This is a genomic window from Paenibacillus dauci (assembly GCF_000971985.1).
In the GTDB taxonomy this organism is placed as follows: Bacteria; Bacillota; Bacilli; order Paenibacillales; family Paenibacillaceae; genus Saccharibacillus; species Saccharibacillus dauci.
The window spans coordinates 495,717-515,043 of the sequence record NZ_LAQQ01000001.1; the positions used below are offsets into that span (position 1 = coordinate 495,717).

Sequence of the window (19,327 nt, forward strand, 5' to 3'; positions counted from 1 at the left end):
GAGTTTCTTTCGATCACCAGCTTGCCGTAAGTTTATTTTCAAGAGTAGCATTGAGACAATTGAATCACAAATGGATTAAGCGCATGATTATTTGTACTTTTTACATAGAGATTACACCGTGGTGAAACATCTTGCAATAACTTTTCTGTTACTTTCACTTTTTCTATATACATTTTGCATAAGCAATATTCAATATGGCGTACATTAACAACAGATTGTAGCTATGTTTATTTGACTTTTATTATTCATTATTCATAAACTTTATATTTGGTTTTAGGATTGCTAGTGCTTTGAACATTTACCTATACAGATAGAGAGTGAGCTATTATAAACTTTTTGTTATATTTATGCATTTTAACGTATGACATAAGCATATTACAGGCTCTCTTACCTATACTATATGACAAACCCTTTTACAGGATTATATATCCTCTATACTGCTGTCACCCCAAATTAGTGTTCTGCCCGCTTGCGTTTGTATTCTTCAAACCGGTAATCATAATCATTCTTTTCATCACGAATGCCTGGTACCGTATTCACCAATGTCCACTCCGACCAGTCGACCTCCGGAAAATACGTATCGCCTTCAAAATCTTGTTCGATTCTGGTTACAAGCAGACGATCTGCATAATTTAAGAATTCCTTATAAATTTGCGATCCGCCAATAATCATCAGTTCTTCTTCCGTACTGGCAAGCTGAGTCGCTTCTTCTACCGAATGCAGCACTTGTACTTCTTTCGCTTCAAAAGAAACATCTCGGGTCAAAATAATATTTTTCCGGTTTGGCAGCGGTTTGGAACCAAAAGAGTTCCATGTTTTGCGCCCCATGACAATGGTTTTATGCTGGGTCTGCTGTTTGAAGTACGCCATATCTTTGGGTAGCTTCCAGGGCATATCATTATCTTTGCCGATAATGCCTTCTCGTCCTTGTGCCCATATGAGTGTAATCGTCATTCTCGCTGTCCTCCTATCATCCGGATTTGTTCATCCAGATAGGTTTATTCTATATCATATCATTAAAACCTATCATTCTGCATCAACTTCTTGTAATATTTTACGAATGTTACTGCTCGCTTATTAACCGATCATCCGGTAAAAAGCAAGCTATCAAATGTTTTATCTATAGCGATTCAGAAATTTGATCAGTTGGGTACTTAGCAAAAATCCGGAGATGATTTACAGGATATAGATAAGCTGTCTGCTCCATAGCATAGCTGTGTATCTCCTCAAATCCATCTCCGGAATCAATGTACCGGTATTCAATTGGTATATTACAAGGATTAGATGGCAATCGGTGCCTTGATCCCTGGATGATACTCGTAATTTTCAAAATGGAAATCTTCAAACTTGTAATCGAAAATGCTATCCGGCTTGCGCTCGATACGCAGCTGTGGAAGTGGATGCGGCTCACGTGTAAGCTGCAGCTTCACCTGCTCTATATGATTATTATAAATGTGTACATCGCCGCCGGTCCAGATCAGATCGCCCACTTCCAGATCACACTGCTGTGCGACCATATGCGTAAGCAGCGCGTACGATGCCAGGTTAAACGGCAGACCGAGGAATGTATCGACCGAGCGCATCTGGAACATACACGACAGCTTGCCTTCTGCTACATAGAACTGAAAAGCGTAATGACACGGCGGCAGCGCCATATGATCGACTTCTGCTGCATTCCAAGCGTTTACGATATGACGACGCGAATTCGGATTACTCTTAATCTGCTCAATAACCGACGAGATTTGATCAACTACTTCCCCACCGGGACCGCGCCATTCTCTCCACTGAGAACCATATACACGCCCCAGATTGCCTTCTTCGTCAGCCCATTCGTCCCAGATAGTTACACCATTTTCACGCAGATACGTAATATTGGTATCCCCGCTGAGAAACCAGAGCAGTTCATGAATAATAGACCGTGTATGCAGACGTTTCGTTGTCAGCAAAGGAAAACCCTCTTGCAGATTGATACGCATCTGCCGTCCAAATACAGAGATGGTACCTGTACCTGTGCGATCTCCCTTGGCTACTCCATGATCCATAATGTCCTGCAATAATTCCAAATATGCTTTCATCATCACACCTCATTCATACGACTTGATTTGACAGGCTTATAAGATAATTAGATGCTATTCAGACAACCAAACAGTTACCAAAATAGAGTCAGGCCTTCTATCCCCAAAGAATATGCCGTCAAATTCAGTTTAACTTCACCTGCCATATTGTAACATAGATAAATACCAGAGAAGAAATCAAAATTAGGAAAGCCTAGAAACCTATAGAAACAAATATGTATGTGAAAATGCCGATAATAGAAGTGTATCAGCTATCAAAATAGCCTCATAATAAACTTCATTAAATAACAAATAAAATATAACCTAGTCAAATATCTGGATATACAAAAAGCAAATATTTAATTATAAAAAATAAACACCCGACTATAATATAGTCGGGTGCTTACTTCACACGCTTAAACAAGAATTAACGAGTTTCGCGGTGAAGCGTGTATTTCTTCAGACGTGGGCAATATTTCTTCAGCTCAAGACGCTCCGGATGGTTCCGTTTGTTCTTGGTTGTAGTGTAGTTACGATCGCCAGTCTCTGTGCATGCCATAGTAACGATAACGCGCATGTGAATTCACCTCACTTCATTGGTAATCAGAAATTATTCAACTATACTAATTTAACCTAATTACAATAAATGTTCAACTGAGATTTATTGGAACTGTATAGTCAGCTAATAATCCGCAAACATTAATTGAAATGCCTTATCTATTTTACCATATACTGAAATGAAATCCAAGCTATTTTTGCGAACATGTATTCACATTTTAGCGGATTAATTATCCCTCGATTTAGCTGTACAAAGCATATCAAAAGCCGCCAGGAGCTCTCTGGCGGCTTTGACATCATGATCCGATCTATTTACAGCCCGCAGCGGTAAAATCAAGTACAGGGACAATTAGAGATAAGCTGCGAATTATAGCTGCTGCAGGCTAATACATTCAAATCAAAGCTTACTTTTTACGTGGAGCGATAACGTGGATCGGATGACCCATAACCAGCTCAGCTGCTTCCATAACGATCTCACCCAGTGTTGGATGCGCATGGATAGTCAGTGCCAGATCTTCCAATGTCGCGCCCATTTCGATAGCCAGGCCCATTTCAGCGATCATGTTGGAAGATTCCAGACCTACGATCTGGCTGCCCAGTACAACGCCTGTTGCTTCATCAGCTACGATTTTCACGAAGCCTTCTGTGTTGTTCAGGGAAGTTGCACGGCCGTTACCAGCGTAAGGGAATTTACCAGCGGATACTGTGTATCCTTTGGCTTTTGCTTCTGTTTCAGTCAGACCAACGCTTGCACATTCAGGATCAGTGAATGCTACAGCTGGTACACATTTGTAATCGATAACGGAAGGCATACCGGAAATAACTTCAGCTACCACTTTTGCTTCGTAAGAAGCTTTGTGTGCCAGAGCAGGACCTTCAACGATATCACCGATTGCGTAGATGTGCGGGATGTTCGTACGTCCCTGATGGTCGATTTTCACCAGACCACGATCTGTCAGCTCCAGATCAATCAGATCCAGACCCAGTTCGCCGTCAGTGTTTGGACGACGTCCAACAGTAACCAGCAGGTAATCTGCAGTTACTTCTTGCTCTTTGCCGTCTACAGTGAATTTCACTGTAACGTCGTTATCTGTTTGTGAAGCACTTTCCGCTTTTGCGTTCGTGAAGATTTCCGCACCGGATTTCTTCATGTTTTTCGCTACCAGGGAAGTCATATCTTTATCGAAGCCTGGCAGGATCGTATCCAGACCTTCAATGATTGTAATTTTAGTACCGAATTTAGCATACATTTGGCTCAGCTCGGCACCGATGTATCCACCACCAATAACGATCATGGATTTAGGGATTTCCGGCAGGTTCAGTGCTTCTGTAGAAGACAGAATGCGACCGCCGAACGGGAATGCTTTCAGTTCGATTGGACGTGAACCGGTAGCAATGATGCAATTTTTGAAACGATAACGTGGTGATTCATGATCATTGAACAGACGCGCTTCATTCTGGTTGATGAACATGCACTCGCCATGGAATACTTCTACTTTGTTGCCTTTCAGCAGGCCAGTAACACCGCTTGTCATTTTCTTAACAACGCCGTTTTTGAATTCTTGAGTTTTGGCAAAGTCCACTTTAACATCGCCAACAGTTACGCCGAATCCTTCGCCGTGCTGTGCAGATTCAAAATGATGAGCTGCAGCGATCAGGGCTTTGGAAGGAATACAACCACGGTTCAGACACACACCGCCGAGTTCGGATTTATCAACGATCAGGACTTTTTGTCCCAGCTGTGCAGCGCGGATGGCGGCTACATAGCCACCAGGTCCCGCACCAATTACCAACGTTTCAATATCGATAGAAGCATCTCCTACTACCATTGAATTACACCTCCATAGTTAACAGCTCAGGGTTACCAAGCAGTGATTTGATATGGTTCATAAAGTGTTGTGCTGTAGCGCCGTCGATGATACGGTGGTCAAAGCTCAGGGACAGTGCCATTACTGGTGCTGCTACCACTTCGCCATTTTTGATTACCGCTTTTTCACTGATACGTCCAGTACCCAGGATCGCAACTTCAGGGAAGTTGATGATTGGAGTGAAGAACATACCGCCTGCAGAACCTATGTTGGAGATCGAGATTGTGCTGCCTCTCATCTCGTTTGCTGCCAGTTTACCGTCGCGACCACGAACAGCCAGATCGTTGATTGTATCAGCGATCATGAAGATGCTCTTACGATCAGCGTCTTTAACAACTGGTACGATCAGACCGTTAGGTGTGTCTGTAGCAATACCGATGTCATAATGTTTTTTGTATACAATTTCTTCTGTTTTTTCGTCGATAGAAGCATTCAGAGCCGGGAATTGACGAGCCGCGGACACCAGTGCTTTTACGATGAATGGCAGATAAGTTACTTTTGTACCACGTTTTTCAGCCAGTGGCTTCATACGAGTACGGAAAGCTACCAGCTCAGTAACGTCAACTTCGTCCATGATCGTTACGTGTGGAGCAGTGTATGCGGATTTAACCATAGCGTTAGCGATAACTTTACGGATACCTTTGAATGGTACGCGCTCTTCGTCGCCGCCAGCGGATGCTGCGGAAGCTGTTGGTGCTGCTGCAGATGCAACTGGTGCTGCTGCTTTTTCGTCAGCTGCTGCCGCTTGAGTTGTACCGGAAGCTTGGCCTCCACCTTGTTTGAAGGATTCAACATCTTCACGAGTAACTTTGCCATTGCTGCCGGAACCGGTCACTTGAGCCAGATCTACACCTTGCTCACGAGCAAATTTACGTACGCTTGGAGTTGCCAGTACATCTTTGTTAGGTGCTGCTGGTGTAGAAGCGTTAGTTGCCTGGCCATCTTTTGCATCGGCTGGGCTTGTAGCTGCAGGAGAAGAAGTAGTATCTACGTTTCCTTTAACAGCGTCAGTTTCCTGACCGCTCTTTTGCTCAGGAGCAGATTCTTCAGCTGGCTCGTCATCTTGATCAGGCAGTTCGCCTTCTGCTTCAATGATTGCTACTGTTTCGCCTACGTGGCAAACTTGACCGTCTTTAGTCAGTACTTCTACTACTGTTCCGTCAACCGGACAAGGTACTTCAACTACTGCTTTATCATTTTGTACTTCCATGATAATGCTGTCGTCTGTTACTTTGTCACCTGGTTTAATATGCATCTTGATGATTTCGCCTTCGTGCAAACCTTCACCAAGCTCTGGAAATTTATATACGAATCTTGCCACTTGCAAAACCTCCCTGATTAAAATTGTTGAATAAGACTTCAAATAGTCATGCTTTCAACAACGTTTGATAAGTATTTCTGTATTCACATATATCAAAGCCAAAAGGCGTCCGTAGAAAAGTATTTCCATTTCAACAGCACTCCCGGGTCGGCTGTTAAAAAATAGAACACTATCATGCAAACCGCCTCTTGAGCTTTGAGTGTTTAATTCATTACTTCATCATTCCCTGTAAGAACAGAGTCTTAGAAGTTCATTACTTTGTTAACTGCATCGATAACGCGTTGTGGTGTTGGCAGCCATGCATCCTCGATTTGAGCGAACGGATAGATTGTATCCGGCGGGCACACACGCAGTACTGGAGCTTCCAGATGCAGAATCGCTTTTTCGTTGATCTGAGCGATTACTTCTGCAGCTACACCAGCGCTCTTTTGAGCTTCTTGAACCATGATAACGCGGTTTGTTTTCTTAACGGAAGTTACGATTGTATCGATATCGATCGGGCTCAGTGTACGCAGGTCAATGATCTCTGCCATAATTCCCTGTTCTGCCAACTGATCAGCAGCTTTGGTAGCTGTATGAACAGTCATGCCGTAACCAATAATCGTTACATCGGAACCTTCACGTACTACATTCGCTTTACCAATTTCTACAGTGTAAGCTTCTTCTGGTACTTCTGCACGGAATGCATGGTACAGGTTAAGATGCTCCATGAAGAATACTGGATCATTTTCACGAATAGCAGCGACCATCAGGCCTTTTGCGTCGTATGGGTTCGAAGGGATAACCACTTTGATACCCGGTGTTTGAGCCAGCAGACCGGACAGGTCGTCTGTATGCAGCTCAGCCGCTTTAACACCGCCACCGTAAGGTGTACGGAATACGATTGGTGCATTGTAGCGACCGCCGGAGCGGTAACGCAGACGTGCTGCCTGAATAGCCATTTGATCCAATGCTTCAAAGATAAAACCTACGAACTGGATTTCAGCGATTGGACGGAAGCCCTGGATACCCAGACCAAACGCCAGACCGCCAATTGCGGACTCGGCCAGTGGTGTATCGAATACACGTTCTTCGCCAAATTCTGCTTGCAGACCTTCTGTTGCACGGAATACACCGCCAACTTTACCTACGTCTTCACCAAAAATGAGCACGTTAGGGTCATTTTTCATCTCAACGCGGATTGCGTCGCGAATCGCTTCTTTCATATTCATTTGTGCCATTTGCTTCATTTCCTCCTTAAACATTTCACTGTTCATGTTCACGCATCAAGGATGTGCTGCGGTTATATAGTATTCAGAAACCTCTTATTTGAAATCTGCTTTTTGCTCTTCCAGATCATGAGGTGTTGTTTCGAACATGCTGTCGATCAGGCCAGTAACAGTCATTTTCTCTGTTTTCTCGGCTTTTTTGATCTCTTCGTTTACTTTTGCTTTGGCTTCTTCTCTTACACGCTCTGTATCTTCATCAGACCACAGACCTTTTTCAGCCAGGTATTTTGCAAGACGAGCGATAGGATCTTTCTCGCTCCAGATACCTTCTTCATCTTTGGTACGGTATTTGCTTGTATCATCCGACATGGAGTGCGGACGGAAACGGTAAGTCAGAGCTTCGATCAGTGTAGCGCCTTCGCCATTGCGAGCACGCTCAGCAGCTTCACGAACTGCTGTGATAACAGCGAATACGTCCATACCGTCGATCTGTACACCTTTGATACCAGCGGAAACTGCTTTGTGAGCGATGGACAGTGCAGCTGTTTGTTTTGCAAATGGAGTTGTAATGGCATAACCATTGTTTTGTACAAAGAAGATAACAGGCAGTTTGTAAGCACCTGCGAAGTTCATGCCTTCATAGAAGTCACCTTCGGAAGAACCGCCATCACCTGTGTAGGCGATAACAACCTGTTTTTGTTTTTTCAGTTTGTATCCCATTGCCAGACCCATCGCATGCAGGATTTGCGCACCGATAATGATCTGCGGCATCAGAACGTTAACACCCTCAGGGATGCGTCCGCCTTCTTGATGTCCACGGGAATACAGGAATGCTTGGTACAGTGGCAAGCCATGCCATACCAGCTGAGGCATATCGCGGTAACCAGGACATACGAAATCTTCTTTGTCCAGCGCGTATACGCTACCAACCATAGTAGCTTCTTGTCCGGAAACCGGAGCATAGAAACCGAGACGTCCTTGACGGCCCAGGTTAACAGCACGGTCATCCCAAGTACGTGTAAATACCATACGGTACATAATTTCTTTCAATTGATCATCAGTCAGATCAGGCACTTTGTCAGGGTTGACAATTTTACCTTCTGGGGAGAGAACGGAAAGTGCTTCCACTTCTTCCGTGTAAACTTCATATGGAACCTTGCTCATTTTATTCACCTCAATAAAAAATTTGAATATCATGTTCCGCTGTTATAGAATTATTATACACCTGTTCTACTGAGTTCGTCAAAGCATACATTGAAATTAATGCAGCAATAGGATTATTGTATGTATAACAGGTTATTTAATTTGGTATAACAGTTGAACCATTTCAAAATAGAGTGTCTTAAAATCACACGACCTAATCTTAACCCATTGTTGGATTCATTGCAAAAATTCTAATGAAAAGGTGATCACTATGACAGATTCCCGTTACCTGAAAAGAACGATCCTGAAAGAGGAAATACAAAGCCGTCATCTCGGCGAATCCCGCACTTTACGCATCTATCTGCCACCTGGTTATAATGAACTGCTCAGCTATCCTGTTGTATATTGCCAGGATGGTGAAGAGTTTTTTAACTTTGGCCGAATCGCTACCTTTGCCAATGAGCTTATACTCGACGACAATATCGAGCCTTTCATTATAGTAGGCGTAGAAGTCAATACCAAAATACGTACGCAGGAATATGCTCCTTTCGGCAATCGCTTTGAAGCATATACGACTTGTTTTGCCGAAGAAATTATTCCTTATGTGGAACAGAAGTATCCGGTACGCCGTACTGCGGATCAGCGTATTCTTGCAGGTGACTCTCTCGGAGGCAGTGTATCCATGCATATCGCCCTGCTCTATCCGGAGATGTTCAGTCAGATCATCAGCCTGTCCGGTGCTTATTATGAAGAAAGCCGAACTATCATTGCTGCCGAGAAAGATCTGTCGGCACTCGACGTGTTCATGATCGTCGGTCTGCAGGAACGGGATTTCCAGAGCGATACCGGTATCTATGATTTTGTCGAGCTCAACCGTGCGACACGAGATTTGCTGCTTGAACGAGGTGCGACCGTCCGTTATGCTGAGAAAGACGGAAAACACCTCTGGGGATTCTGGCAAAAAGAACTTCCTGATGCGCTAAAATATTTCCTTCAGTAATCTGTCTCCATAATCTGTCATTACTTATTACATTAAAAAGAGAAGCTTCAAACGGATAAAGGCAATGTTTACGCTTACAATATGCGATATTCGTCGCTTCTCTTTTCCTTTTACGGGAGATCTCATATATTGAACTCCCAACGTCTATTGTATCGGTGCAGACAAAAATTGTGCAACTGAAATTTTCACTGTTCACCGCTTATAACGTAACATATAGAAGAAAATTATTCATTTATTGAGGAAAGAGGGAGATTTCATGGCTGCAAAACGAGCTCTTATCTTCTCAGGCGGTCTGTTACATCCTGATTTTTTGAACGAGATTCGTGAAGATGATCTGATTATTGGTGCTGATCGTGGTGCGCTATTTTTGATCGAACACGGTATTCGTCCACATCTGGCTATCGGTGATTTCGATTCACTGACTGATCATATGACTGAACTTCGCCGAATTGAAGAAAATTCCGATGAGATGGTTGTATTTGATCCGGTAGACAAGGATTTGTCTGATACGGAAGCGGCTTTTGAAGCAGCGATGGAGCGGCATATGGATGATATTCTTATTTTCGGTGCGGTAGGTACACGATTTGATCATACGCTGGCGAATGTACAGCTGTTGGTACGTGCATTGCAGCATCAGGTCCATTGTGCAATTCAGGATATGAACAATTACATATCGCTGACCTCCACTACATCTGTTATTTCCAATATGGGTTATCCGTATGTGTCGCTGCTGCCCGTGACATCGGAAGTAACTGGTATTCATCTCAAAGGATTTCAGTATCCGCTGGAAAATGCTATGCTCCGGATGGGACAGTCTCGCGGAGTAAGCAATCATCTTGCCGAGGAGCAGGGAACTGTCAGTATCGAAGGCGGATTATTGCTCATTATCCAGAGCAGGGATTAAAAAATGACAACTATCCATTAAGTAGATAGTTGTCATTGGTAGATTGAAAAATTACTATTGATCATCTATATATTTTCCAAAATCAAAAAAGCAATCCCCATGCCAATAGACTGGATAGCATGGGGATTGCTTTTATTTAGGTTTAACTTCAATAGATTATCCAAAATACCTATGATACAGACTACGAGCTTCGGCAATATCTTTGGTGCCATGTACCATGACCCTGCCATCTTGAAACACGACCATTCGTCGTCCCTGCTCCATTGTCATTGAAAGCAAAAATGGATTAACACTGACTTCATGCTGATCCAGCTTTTGCAGACGCTGGGCAGTCTGCTGCAAATCCAGCTTTTGACGTTGTGCAGGTCGAATTTGTACAGTATCTCTGCCACATAACACTTCGGATTTGCTTTGTCCCTCATGGCTTAGGTGCGGATAGGTCGGATGAGATCCGCAGGATGGACAGTTTGGCTTACGGGCAGCATTCATTTTGATAGAGACCTGTTCATTTTTCCAGAGATCAAAGGACAGCAGTGTGCCGCGCAATTGTTCCTGATTCCCACTAAGCAGCTTGATCGCTTCAGTCGTCTGATGTGCTACAACCATCTGTACAGCAGGTGGAATAATTCCCGATGTATCACAGGTATCTCCTCCAAGTGGTGCAGATTCCATCAGACATTGCAGACAAGGTGTAACACCCGGCAGGATCGTAAAGGTAATTCCATAACTTCCTACGCATCCGCCGTAGATCCAGGGAATATTATACTTTTGCGACATATCATTGATCATGAGGCGGGTCTCAAAATTATCTGTAGCATCCATGATCAAATCTACGCCTTTGGCCAGTTCTCCCAGTTCATCTGCAGTTACATCCGCGATATGCGCTTCAATTTGTACAGAGGAATTAATTTGCATTAGCCGATCACGTGCAGCAATAGCTTTTGGTATACGATTCTCTGCGTCTTCTTCCGTAAATAGCTGCTGCCGCTGCAAGTTGCTCCATTCCACGTAATCCCGATCTGCAATAATCACTTTGCCTACACCAGCTCGTACCAGCGTCTCCGCTGAACTGGAACCGAGTGCTCCGGCGCCTATAATCAGAACTATAGCCTGGGACAGCTGATTCTGACCTGTTTTACCAAGTGGCGCGAATAGCTCCTGTCTGGAATAGCGGCGATGGGGATCCGGCTGCGTCCCGGCAGTTACCGTTGTCTGCTGTAAATGTTCTGCATGATCGGTATTTGGATTATGGTTATTCATAGATGTATCGCTGGTAGTTTCTTCTTGCGTATGTTCAAGACTCAAGTTGTAATCATCCCTTCTGCAGGGCTGCTTGCTACAGCATAATTGCGCAGCGGAATCATTCCCGCTTCCTTTCCCAGTCGTCCGGCTTCTACAGCCAGCTTCATGGCGAGCGCCATCTTGACCGGATCATCTGCCCCGGATACCGCACTATTGAGCAGAACAGCATCTGCTCCCAGTTCCATGGCATACGCTGCATCTTTGGGAGAACGGATTCCGGCGTCCACAATAACAGGTACCCGTGCATCACCGATAATCCATTCCAGCATAGCAGGATTGAGTATGCCCCGTCCGGAACCAATAGGAGAGGCGCCCGGCATAACGGCATGAACGCCTATTTGCTGCAGCCGCTTGGCCAGCATATAATCGTCGGAGATATAAGGTAATACAGTAAAACCTTCTGCCAGTAGAATTTCGCAGGCCTTAACCGTTTCCAGTGGATCAGGCAAAATCAGCTGGTCATCTCCGATCACTTCGACCTTTATCATATCACATAATCCGGATGCTCTGGCGAGCCTGGCAATACGTACTGCTTCCTCTGCTGTTCGTGCACCCGCTGTGTTGGGCAGCAATGTATATTTGGACAAATCCAGCTGCTCCAGAAAATTGGGCTCATCCGGCTGCTCCAGATTCAGTCTTCGTACCGCAAAGGTAAGTACCTCTGTTCCCGAAGCCTCCACTGCCTGCGTCTGTACTTGCAAATCACTGAATTTTCCTGTTCCAAGCAGTAATCTTGATGTAAATGAATGTTGTCCTATTGTTAACAAATCAGCCACCTCCTACAAAATGTACAATCTCCAGTGTATCTCCATCACCAATTACTGTTGTACCATGCTCTTCTTTTTGCAAAATCTGTTCATTCCATTCGACAATAACCCGCTTCCCCGTGAGCTGTAGCGATTCAAGCAGCTGTTCTATTGTCTGAATATCCGGCGCTACTACACGGTTGGTTCCATTGATCATTAATTCCATACCGGTGTTCCTCCTTCTGTCTGTGCCTGTACTCCAAGCTGCTGAAGTGTCCGATCCGGGGAAAACCCTGCCGGAATTATAGAAGATTGACCCGAGATTACAGCATCAGCTATAATCCGCCCTGTTCCAGCAGATAGCAGAATCCCATTACGATAATGTCCACAAGCCATCCATAGACCCGGTATCGGAGTAAACTGTCCCAGATATGGAAGCTCGTCAGGTGTCCCTGGGCGCACTCCCGCCCAACATCGTACCAGTTCACCTTCGATAATAGACGGAATATACTGCTTTGCTTTGAACAGCAACTCAGGGACAGCGCCTGCTTCTACCCACGTATCTGTCCGACCAGGCTTACTGGTTGCTCCTACCCATATCCGATTGCCCTGCTTTGGAATAATATAAATCTGGTCTCCATAAATGGTGTGATTCAGCCAACATGATGGTGTGCGAATCTCCAGCAGCTCTCCTTTGACAGGCAGAAAAGGAAGTCGATACCCTTCATTCTCCACAAGCCTGCCACTTCCAATTCCAGAACTTAGAATAACGTGCTCTCCATACAGTACTCCCTGCTCTGTCACTATTCCTGTAACCCTGCCATACTCACCATGTTCGCGCAGCAGACGCGTCACTTCGTTCTGTCGATACAAGGTGGCTCCCAAATGTACAGCAGCCACAACCAATGCTTCATTCAGCAAGGAAGGTATAAGCTGTTGCTCTGCCGGATTGTAGAGCATACCTTGTTCTGCATGGATATATGGCTCTTCCAGGGCTAACCGCTGTTTATCCCACCATTCTAGTGAAACACCGGATGAATAGTCATGATTCCCCTTATCGATCTTATCTGCAGTACGCAGTAACCCATTCGTGTAATTTGTGTTCAGATCGCTCTTATCCATAGGCAGTAGAAAACCTTCACTTCGTAATCCACAGTGTATTCCAGTCAGCTCATACAGCTGCTCTGTCAGTTCGTTATAAAGTGAGCGGCTATACAACGCTAATTTGCGCAGATCATCATTTACAAAATGCTCTGACTCTGCTGCCAGCATACCTCCTGCCGCTCCTGATGAACCGGAGGCTGGCTGATTTTTCTCAACCAGAGCAACCTTCATCCCTTTTACTGATAATTCATAAGCAATAGATGCCCCAATTACACCGGCTCCAACTACTGTTGCATCGTAATGACCATTGCTTCTCATAACGTCTCCTGCCTCCCTGATCCGTTCTTACTGGTACGAGAAGATGCAGCAGATAATGCCGCTTTGTAAGCTGCCACCTGTTCTGCCGGATGCTCTGCTGCGAAGATCCCGGACATTACAGCTATTCCAGCTGCGCCTGCACCTATTAGTTCCTCTGCATGATGAGGTTGTATTCCTCCAATCGCAATAACAGGAATATCTACGACCGCACATATTTGCTTCAGCTGCTCCAACCCTCGGGCAGCAACTCCGGGTTTGGATGCTGTCTCATAGATATGCCCATAAAAAAGATAATCCATTCCTTCCTGTTCTGCCTGAATCGCTTGTGCAATACTGTGTACCGATCTACCCAACAGAAAAGAATTTACCCGCCAATAATCTGTTGCGAAGTCCGGTTCTTCGGCAACCTCAGCATATTTTGGACTTTGCCTATCTGCATGGATATCAACCTCATAGCTTCCTAATGCGGTTTTTGAACTCTGCTTTTCCGGCTGAAATCGGAATTGACTAAGACTCTGTTGTTCAGGCAAATGAGCACCGCCCAGCTGCAGTTGTGTAGCAAGCTCGATTCTACTATTCAGCCGGATAGCAGCAGCAGGTATTCCTTCCTTACGCATGGCTTGCACAAGTTCGTATACCTGATCATCAGACCACTGCTTTTCCCGGATATGAATTGCCGTTACTTGAGTATAGATCTGTCTACTAATTAAAAGTATGTTCTCCGCTGTCTGATTACCTGTACTCACTACGTGCAGCTCCATTATGCACCTCCCGCAGACATGTATCTTTATCTGTATCATTGAATAGCAGACACTCTGATGGCCTTTCCACGATGTAAGCCGGGACGCAAATACTGGATAATACGAAATAAATGCAAAAAAACCACCATCCCGAAGGAAAGTGGTTGTTTGTTATAAACAATAACAGGGCGATCTTATATCGCTGACTGTCGAAGTATAATCTGGTGTATTTATTATATCCCGATATGCACTCCATAATTATACAATTCAGGAGATGCTGATCATCCAGCCAGCAATATACAGGGAATAGATAGATCCCTGATATGTACAAATATATGCTGATTGCTGTATTACTATTCCTTCATACAGCCTATGCCAGATAAATAGATATATCCATATTATCCAAAATTATTCTTCTACCACTTCCCTACGCTGGTATAATCCAGATCAGGTACAAAGGGTTCGGCAATCAGTTCTGCCATCTCAGCCATTACAGGCTCCCCTAGTGCATTGTCGCTATTCAATTTAAGCATATTTATCTTAGCAAAACTGTTCTGATAAAGCAAACCCTTATGTAGAAACAGGAAACTTAACCACTGATCCTGAAAGGAAGGGAACTCCACCTAACTGTTCGAGAATGGCTGCTGTGAGGAAAAAGGACTGTCTCAAAAATTCTGCAGATTCAGTGTGAGTGCGATCCAGAATCAAGCGATGACGCAGAAAAGAAATCAGATTGTGTGTATCCCATGCATCCTGAAAATCTTGGTAGTAATTCAATCGATACACATTTTGCTGGATTCCAAGTTGGCGAATAATGTTGGAATTGATAAGTAACGATTCCGGTTGGTATGCGCCGATCACAGGAATCCATAACTTGGAGCGCATTACCTCGGTATTAGCATACTCATCATAAAATATTTTTAGATGTATGATATTCTGTCCCAGATCAACAACAATAAGATCAGCTTCTGCGAGAAGGGGCATTTGCTTTATGCCCGATCCTGCATCCATCAGAATCAGATCATAATCTTGTCCCGCCGTATGAAGCAGGAATTTCCAGAACGGGTCATCTGGCTGAATATCCCCTTCCTCATCCGTACCTATCAGTAGATCAAGCCGATCTTGAATCAGTGAAATCATATAATCAGATACATTGCTGCGGGTTAGAATACCGGACTTGTATAAATAACGCAGTCGATCTATTCCCGGAACTGGCTGTTTGTGAGCATGATTCATAAGGATATCGGTACTTAGCACACCTGCTTCAATACCGTGATGACGACATTGATTATGGCAAAGCAGCAATCTTAAGCGGTACTGCAGAGAAGCAGTAATTGCTGTAACTGCTGTATGAAAGGAGGTTCTACCATGTCCTCCATCTGGACTCCAGAACATTACGGTAGTCATTTTCCTGCTCCTTTTCTTTTTGTTAACGAAGATTGAACCATAATTTGCGTTTCCTGACCGATGAAGATAGCTCTTCGCCAAATAGTTTTTTTAGTACGGCAGCTGTTGCCGGCTGGTTATCGAATGGATCTGGATGCCAGGGAATACTGTATACCTGTTCTGTATGCAGCTCATGCTTCAACCGCTCTACTGCATCGCCTGGAGACAAAGGCAGATAATAATGCCATTTGTCCTGAGGGTATCTATGCAAATCTGCAGCCATTTTCAGCACATCCTGATAACGCCATTCAGCGCCTGATCCAACTACAATAGGGATATCTGCACGCAAAAATTCTTCCAGTCTGGCATTTTGCTGATAACGTCCCAGATCGAGAATAATAAACCTGTAGCTTCCACCCAGTAGACCGACTACTTCTGCTCTGGCAGACTCACGCCAGTAATCTACTCCTTCCAGCGTAAACTTCCGTTCTTCCAGCAGCATCTGCTGTTCGGCCATACCATTTACCGCTACCTGCTGTATACGGGCAAACGCTCCGGGATGATCATTCATTTCTACCAGTGCAACCTTTTGCTGACTTCTCGCCAGATAATGGGCAATCGCTACCGCAGTGTGGGTAGTGCCTGTACCTGACGTAGCTCCCATGACTGCAATGACTTGTGTTATCTTGTTCCACCCACCAACAAAAGTACCCGATCTTCTATCCGCTCGGTTATACTGCTCATTTACGATCTGTCCCAGTGCCTGCCGAGTGTCTGCAGCAGACTGGTATCTTTCTGCAGGTTGATGATGCAGCAGCTTACGAATCACCGGAATCATAGCACGGGGTATATCATTTCTAATAAATTTCTCGATACCAGGCATCCATTCACTGTAATGCCCTCCTGTCGCCAAATACAAGATGAGGGCTCCCAGTCCATAGAGATCGGAACGATGATCAGTCTGTCCGCTTCCATACTGCTCGGGTGCCGCGAAGCCGATAGTGCCTAGCTTTACAGTATCCTGACTTTCCTCGGGCTTGAAGATCCGTGCAATACCAAAATCGATAAGCCGTATATCCATTTCCGAAGTAATCATTACATTGGATGGCTTCATATCACGAAATACAATCGGAGGTTCATGTTGATGCAAATATTCCAGTACATTACAGAGTTGATCGGCACAACGCATAATAAATGCTGCATCTACTTCTGCAGGCTGCCTTTTGAATTTCTGTTCCAGTGTCTCTCCCTCAATATAATCCATGACCATATAGGTATAGCCATCAGGATCCTCTGTAATAAAATCAACAATTCGCGGCAAGAATGGATGGCTGAGCGCAGTAAGCATTTTGGCTTCTGCAGCTATTTCCCTGTATTGGGACGGCAGAGCCACACTTTCCTTGACCGCCCATTTCTTCCCGGGTAATCTCAGATCGTGTGCCAGATATACATGGCTCATACCTCCACTTCCCAGTTTGCCCTCGATACGATAGCGCTCCGCCAGTACCATTCCCTGATACAGCCGGGTTGGATGAATCATATAGAATAGCTCTCCTCTCTCTACACAACAAAAAAAGGAAAGCCTCCGTCTATCTAAACAGACTGTAATGTCTGTTCAAAAGACGGGAGGCTTTCCCTATCCGTTGTGTATTTATATATCTGTATTATAGTAACTGCATCTGATTTTGTAAAGGATAACCGGAGTCTTCAGACTCCTCTTGAGTGTAACAAGGTTATTTCTGTGCTGCAAAAGCTTCACGATTACGCTGAATCTGATTCACATGACCTTCCAGATGAGTGACACAGAGCTTTTCTACAAGCTCGCGAGCCGTAATCTCTCCATCTACATTATGCTGACCTGTACGTTTCTGATCTTCTTCCGTGATGGTCTCAAGGACAGGAGCAAATGCTTTGCGCATCGCCAGAAGTGCCTGGAGGTGATGCTCCATATCCAGGGAAGCATAACCCAGCCGCTGCGCCCAGCGATCCTGATCAAAAGCCACAATCACCGGATTATCTTCAGCCAGAATAGCTTTGAGGCGGTGCTGCAGTACAATCTCCACATCATAGAGATGAACAACGATCTCATGAATGCTCCATGATGCCGGAGCAGGCTTAAATTGCAATTCTGCCTCGGAATAGCAGCGTACCTGTTCTATAAAACGTTCCATATCTGGTAAATAACGATAGATTGCATTTTGCATAATGCACATCCCTCTCAAAGATATACAAACTATTACAGATTAGTACTTTACCATATAAAGTGTAATTTCATCACGATTGTGGAACAGCTGCTTGGCACGTTGAACCTGAAGACGCGCTCCCTCAAATGTATGAATTACTTCCTTGATCAGTGCCAGCGGTTTTTTGTGCATCAGCTTTACAGTAACAATAACCGTACCGCCGGGAACTACAGCGTCCAGCAGATCAATCACAAGCCGGGCAGTCAGTTTGGGACTCCAACTCATGTCACAGACGAGCAGATCGAATTCACCTGCGCTTAGCTTCACTTCCGATGCATTACGCCGAACGACTTTGAGATTCGGATGGTTTTGTAGGGAAGGATGCATTTTGGCAGGATCTACTGCTGTTACCTTAATCCCTCTTTCCAACAGGAACGAAGTCCAGCCTCCCGGAGCTGCACCTACATCCAGTCCGGAACGGAAGCTGGTAAAATCAATACCGAATACTTTTTCTGCTTCCAGCAATTTGAACTTGGCACGGGAAATTTGCCCTTCTTCCCGCTGAAAACGTACAGCGCCGCCGTTCCAGTCAGACAGATTATCCTGCGGAAGCGAGATACCTGCATACAGACGATCTGTCGTCCAGAAAACGGACAAAATGAGATCCGGATTCTGTACAGTGTACTCGGAATGCAGTGAGGACAATCGTTCTTCCAGCAGATGGCGCAGTTCAGACATATTCTCTTCTACTGCGGCATCGCCTGTCTTGCGCACTTGGACCGACAGGGATATTCCGTATAATTCTTCCCGTTTGAGCAGCAGCTCTGTCAGTGCATCCAGCGGATGCTGTTCAGGCTCCAGCTGCTCCATTACCAGATCGTAACGTACCGGCTGAATATGACGCAGGAACATGGGTGGTTCCACTGTCAGACGGGCGATAACGTCCTCTGGTGCTGCAGGAAGTGTCAGCAAAAGCACTTCACCGTGTATCAGAACCGAACTTTTGACTGAGCCAAAAAGACGTTTCAGTTCCTCCTGCGCGTAGGCGGCAAATCCGTGATTAGCCGTACCGATCCAGCGTGATTCCGCCTGTGTGTCCTGCTCCTGCTGTGTAATGTTCTCTTCATTCATGAATATTCTTATAGCCTCCAATAGTTTATACAATAACACTCCGTATATGTTCAAGTATACGCTGCACTGATTCCATCCGATAAAGCATACGCGGGCTTTTTACACGCCATGCTTCAAAAACAATCAGACAGGGCACACTTGTAATTTCATAAGCCTGCACAAACCGGGGAGCAAAATTGATATTCAGTGCATAGGTCATATGATCCGGCAGCAGCGGCAGAGAAGTTTCCAGCATGCGCCGGCCCATTCTGCATGTACCGCATAACGGAGTGTATATATAGATTGCAGCAGCCTCTCCCGATTGCGAGGCGAGTTCCAATGCCTCCTGCTCCGTTAATTCCTGAATCATACCGATCACTCC

19 protein-coding genes and 1 riboswitch are annotated in these 19,327 nt (G+C 44.9%); of the genes, 2 read left to right on the top strand and 17 right to left on the bottom strand.

Translation table 11 applies throughout. From position 1 onward, the window contains the following. Nucleotides 1-453 precede the first annotated feature (453 nt). From WH46_RS09540 to pdhA, 7 genes are all read right to left on the bottom strand, one after another. Nucleotides 454-954 carry a dihydrofolate reductase gene (locus WH46_RS09540; RefSeq protein ID WP_046226542.1) on the bottom strand — a complete coding sequence of 167 codons (501 nt, stop codon included), beginning with the start codon at nt 952-954 and terminating at the stop codon, nt 454-456. 326 nt (nt 955-1,280) lie between these two features. Then, the gene (gene thyA / locus WH46_RS09545; RefSeq protein ID WP_046226543.1) at nt 1,281-2,075 is read right to left on the bottom strand and encodes a thymidylate synthase; all 795 of its coding nucleotides are present in this window, start codon (nt 2,073-2,075) and stop codon (nt 1,281-1,283) included. A gap of 406 nt (nt 2,076-2,481) precedes the next feature. Further along, nucleotides 2,482-2,631 (bottom strand): 50S ribosomal protein L33, encoded by a 150-nt coding sequence (gene rpmG / locus WH46_RS23815; protein ID WP_081604078.1) that lies wholly within the window; start codon nt 2,629-2,631, stop codon nt 2,482-2,484. A gap of 385 nt (nt 2,632-3,016) precedes the next feature. Then, nucleotides 3,017-4,441 carry a dihydrolipoyl dehydrogenase gene (gene lpdA / locus WH46_RS09550; RefSeq protein ID WP_046226544.1) on the bottom strand — a complete coding sequence of 475 codons (1,425 nt, stop codon included), beginning with the start codon at nt 4,439-4,441 and terminating at the stop codon, nt 3,017-3,019. A gap of 4 nt (nt 4,442-4,445) precedes the next feature. After that, a complete protein-coding gene (locus tag WH46_RS09555; RefSeq protein ID WP_046226545.1) occupies nt 4,446-5,801 on the bottom strand; it encodes a dihydrolipoamide acetyltransferase family protein in 1,356 nt (451 codons plus the stop codon). A gap of 242 nt (nt 5,802-6,043) precedes the next feature. Further along, the gene (locus tag WH46_RS09560) at nt 6,044-7,021 is read right to left on the bottom strand and encodes an alpha-ketoacid dehydrogenase subunit beta (protein ID WP_017812431.1); all 978 of its coding nucleotides are present in this window, start codon (nt 7,019-7,021) and stop codon (nt 6,044-6,046) included. 84 nt (nt 7,022-7,105) lie between these two features. Then, complete coding sequence (pdhA, locus tag WH46_RS09565; protein ID WP_017812432.1) at nt 7,106-8,173, bottom strand: pyruvate dehydrogenase (acetyl-transferring) E1 component subunit alpha; 1,068 nt, start codon at nt 8,171-8,173, stop codon at nt 7,106-7,108. A 250-nt stretch (nt 8,174-8,423) separates the two neighbouring features. Here pdhA and WH46_RS09570 point away from each other — a divergent pair, with 250 nt between their 5' ends. Further along, the gene (locus WH46_RS09570; RefSeq protein ID WP_017812433.1) at nt 8,424-9,152 is read left to right on the top strand and encodes an alpha/beta hydrolase; all 729 of its coding nucleotides are present in this window, start codon (nt 8,424-8,426) and stop codon (nt 9,150-9,152) included. Between the two features lie 256 nt (nt 9,153-9,408). Further along, on the top strand, nt 9,409-10,056 hold the full coding sequence (locus tag WH46_RS09575; RefSeq protein WP_046226546.1) for a thiamine diphosphokinase: 648 nt from the start codon (nt 9,409-9,411) through the stop codon (nt 10,054-10,056). Between the two features lie 156 nt (nt 10,057-10,212). Here WH46_RS09575 and WH46_RS09580 read toward each other — a convergent pair whose 3' ends face one another. From WH46_RS09580 to WH46_RS09625, 10 genes are all read right to left on the bottom strand, one after another. After that, nucleotides 10,213-11,361 (bottom strand): MoeB/ThiF family adenylyltransferase, encoded by a 1,149-nt coding sequence (locus WH46_RS09580; RefSeq protein WP_082208358.1) that lies wholly within the window; start codon nt 11,359-11,361, stop codon nt 10,213-10,215. Next, nucleotides 11,358-12,125 (bottom strand): thiazole synthase, encoded by a 768-nt coding sequence (locus WH46_RS09585; RefSeq protein WP_046226547.1) that lies wholly within the window; start codon nt 12,123-12,125, stop codon nt 11,358-11,360. The genes WH46_RS09580 and WH46_RS09585 overlap by 4 nt, the downstream gene beginning before the upstream one ends. A 1-nt stretch (nt 12,126) precedes the next feature. After that, nucleotides 12,127-12,330 carry a sulfur carrier protein ThiS gene (gene thiS, locus WH46_RS09590; RefSeq protein ID WP_046226548.1) on the bottom strand — a complete coding sequence of 68 codons (204 nt, stop codon included), beginning with the start codon at nt 12,328-12,330 and terminating at the stop codon, nt 12,127-12,129. Next, entirely contained in the window at nt 12,321-13,526 is a 1,206-nt protein-coding gene (gene thiO / locus WH46_RS09595; RefSeq protein ID WP_046226549.1) for a glycine oxidase ThiO, read from the bottom strand. Before thiO ends, thiS begins: the two co-directional genes overlap by 10 nt. After that, nucleotides 13,523-14,287, bottom strand: a complete 765-nt coding sequence (locus WH46_RS09600; RefSeq protein WP_046226550.1) for a thiamine phosphate synthase — start codon at nt 14,285-14,287, stop codon at nt 13,523-13,525. The genes thiO and WH46_RS09600 overlap by 4 nt, the downstream gene beginning before the upstream one ends. A 386-nt stretch (nt 14,288-14,673) precedes the next feature. Beyond that, nucleotides 14,674-14,780: riboswitch (TPP riboswitch) on the bottom strand. A 56-nt stretch (nt 14,781-14,836) separates the two neighbouring features. Continuing rightward, a complete protein-coding gene (locus WH46_RS23355; protein WP_052714180.1) occupies nt 14,837-15,673 on the bottom strand; it encodes a hypothetical protein in 837 nt (278 codons plus the stop codon). 22 nt (nt 15,674-15,695) lie between these two features. Beyond that, on the bottom strand, nt 15,696-17,192 hold the full coding sequence (locus WH46_RS09610) for a serine/threonine-protein kinase (RefSeq protein WP_046226551.1): 1,497 nt from the start codon (nt 17,190-17,192) through the stop codon (nt 15,696-15,698). Nucleotides 17,193-17,385: 193 nt separating this feature from the next. Further along, the gene (locus WH46_RS09615) at nt 17,386-17,856 is read right to left on the bottom strand and encodes a DinB family protein (RefSeq protein WP_052714181.1); all 471 of its coding nucleotides are present in this window, start codon (nt 17,854-17,856) and stop codon (nt 17,386-17,388) included. 39 nt (nt 17,857-17,895) lie between these two features. Then, nucleotides 17,896-18,966 carry an SAM-dependent methyltransferase gene (locus WH46_RS09620; RefSeq protein ID WP_046226552.1) on the bottom strand — a complete coding sequence of 357 codons (1,071 nt, stop codon included), beginning with the start codon at nt 18,964-18,966 and terminating at the stop codon, nt 17,896-17,898. 25 nt (nt 18,967-18,991) lie between these two features. Beyond that, complete coding sequence (locus WH46_RS09625; protein WP_052714182.1) at nt 18,992-19,315, bottom strand: YbbN family protein; 324 nt, start codon at nt 19,313-19,315, stop codon at nt 18,992-18,994. Nucleotides 19,316-19,327: the final 12 nt, after the last annotated feature.

What these genes read in the sequence shown, in the direction of transcription:
- WH46_RS09540 (WP_046226542.1), bottom strand. Translation starts at nt 954, where the DNA reads ATGACGATTACACTCATATGGGCACAAGGACGAGAAGGCATTATCGGC.
- thyA (WP_046226543.1), bottom strand. Translation starts at nt 2,075, where the DNA reads ATGAAAGCATATTTGGAATTATTGCAGGACATTATGGATCATGGAGTA.
- rpmG (WP_081604078.1), bottom strand. Translation starts at nt 2,631, where the DNA reads ATGCGCGTTATCGTTACTATGGCATGCACAGAGACTGGCGATCGTAAC.
- lpdA (WP_046226544.1), bottom strand. Translation starts at nt 4,441, where the DNA reads ATGGTAGTAGGAGATGCTTCTATCGATATTGAAACGTTGGTAATTGGT.
- WH46_RS09560 (WP_017812431.1), bottom strand. Translation starts at nt 7,021, where the DNA reads ATGGCACAAATGAATATGAAAGAAGCGATTCGCGACGCAATCCGCGTT.
- pdhA (WP_017812432.1), bottom strand. Translation starts at nt 8,173, where the DNA reads ATGAGCAAGGTTCCATATGAAGTTTACACGGAAGAAGTGGAAGCACTT.
- WH46_RS09570 (WP_017812433.1), top strand. Translation starts at nt 8,424, where the DNA reads ATGACAGATTCCCGTTACCTGAAAAGAACGATCCTGAAAGAGGAAATA.
- WH46_RS09575 (WP_046226546.1), top strand. Translation starts at nt 9,409, where the DNA reads ATGGCTGCAAAACGAGCTCTTATCTTCTCAGGCGGTCTGTTACATCCT.
- thiS (WP_046226548.1), bottom strand. Translation starts at nt 12,330, where the DNA reads ATGGAATTAATGATCAATGGAACCAACCGTGTAGTAGCGCCGGATATT.
- thiO (WP_046226549.1), bottom strand. Translation starts at nt 13,526, where the DNA reads ATGAGAAGCAATGGTCATTACGATGCAACAGTAGTTGGAGCCGGTGTA.
- WH46_RS09600 (WP_046226550.1), bottom strand. Translation starts at nt 14,287, where the DNA reads ATGGAGCTGCACGTAGTGAGTACAGGTAATCAGACAGCGGAGAACATA.
- WH46_RS23355 (WP_052714180.1), bottom strand. Translation starts at nt 15,673, where the DNA reads ATGACTACCGTAATGTTCTGGAGTCCAGATGGAGGACATGGTAGAACC.
- WH46_RS09610 (WP_046226551.1), bottom strand. Translation starts at nt 17,192, where the DNA reads ATGATTCATCCAACCCGGCTGTATCAGGGAATGGTACTGGCGGAGCGC.
- WH46_RS09615 (WP_052714181.1), bottom strand. Translation starts at nt 17,856, where the DNA reads ATGCAAAATGCAATCTATCGTTATTTACCAGATATGGAACGTTTTATA.
- WH46_RS09620 (WP_046226552.1), bottom strand. Translation starts at nt 18,966, where the DNA reads ATGAATGAAGAGAACATTACACAGCAGGAGCAGGACACACAGGCGGAA.
- WH46_RS09625 (WP_052714182.1), bottom strand. Translation starts at nt 19,315, where the DNA reads ATGATTCAGGAATTAACGGAGCAGGAGGCATTGGAACTCGCCTCGCAA.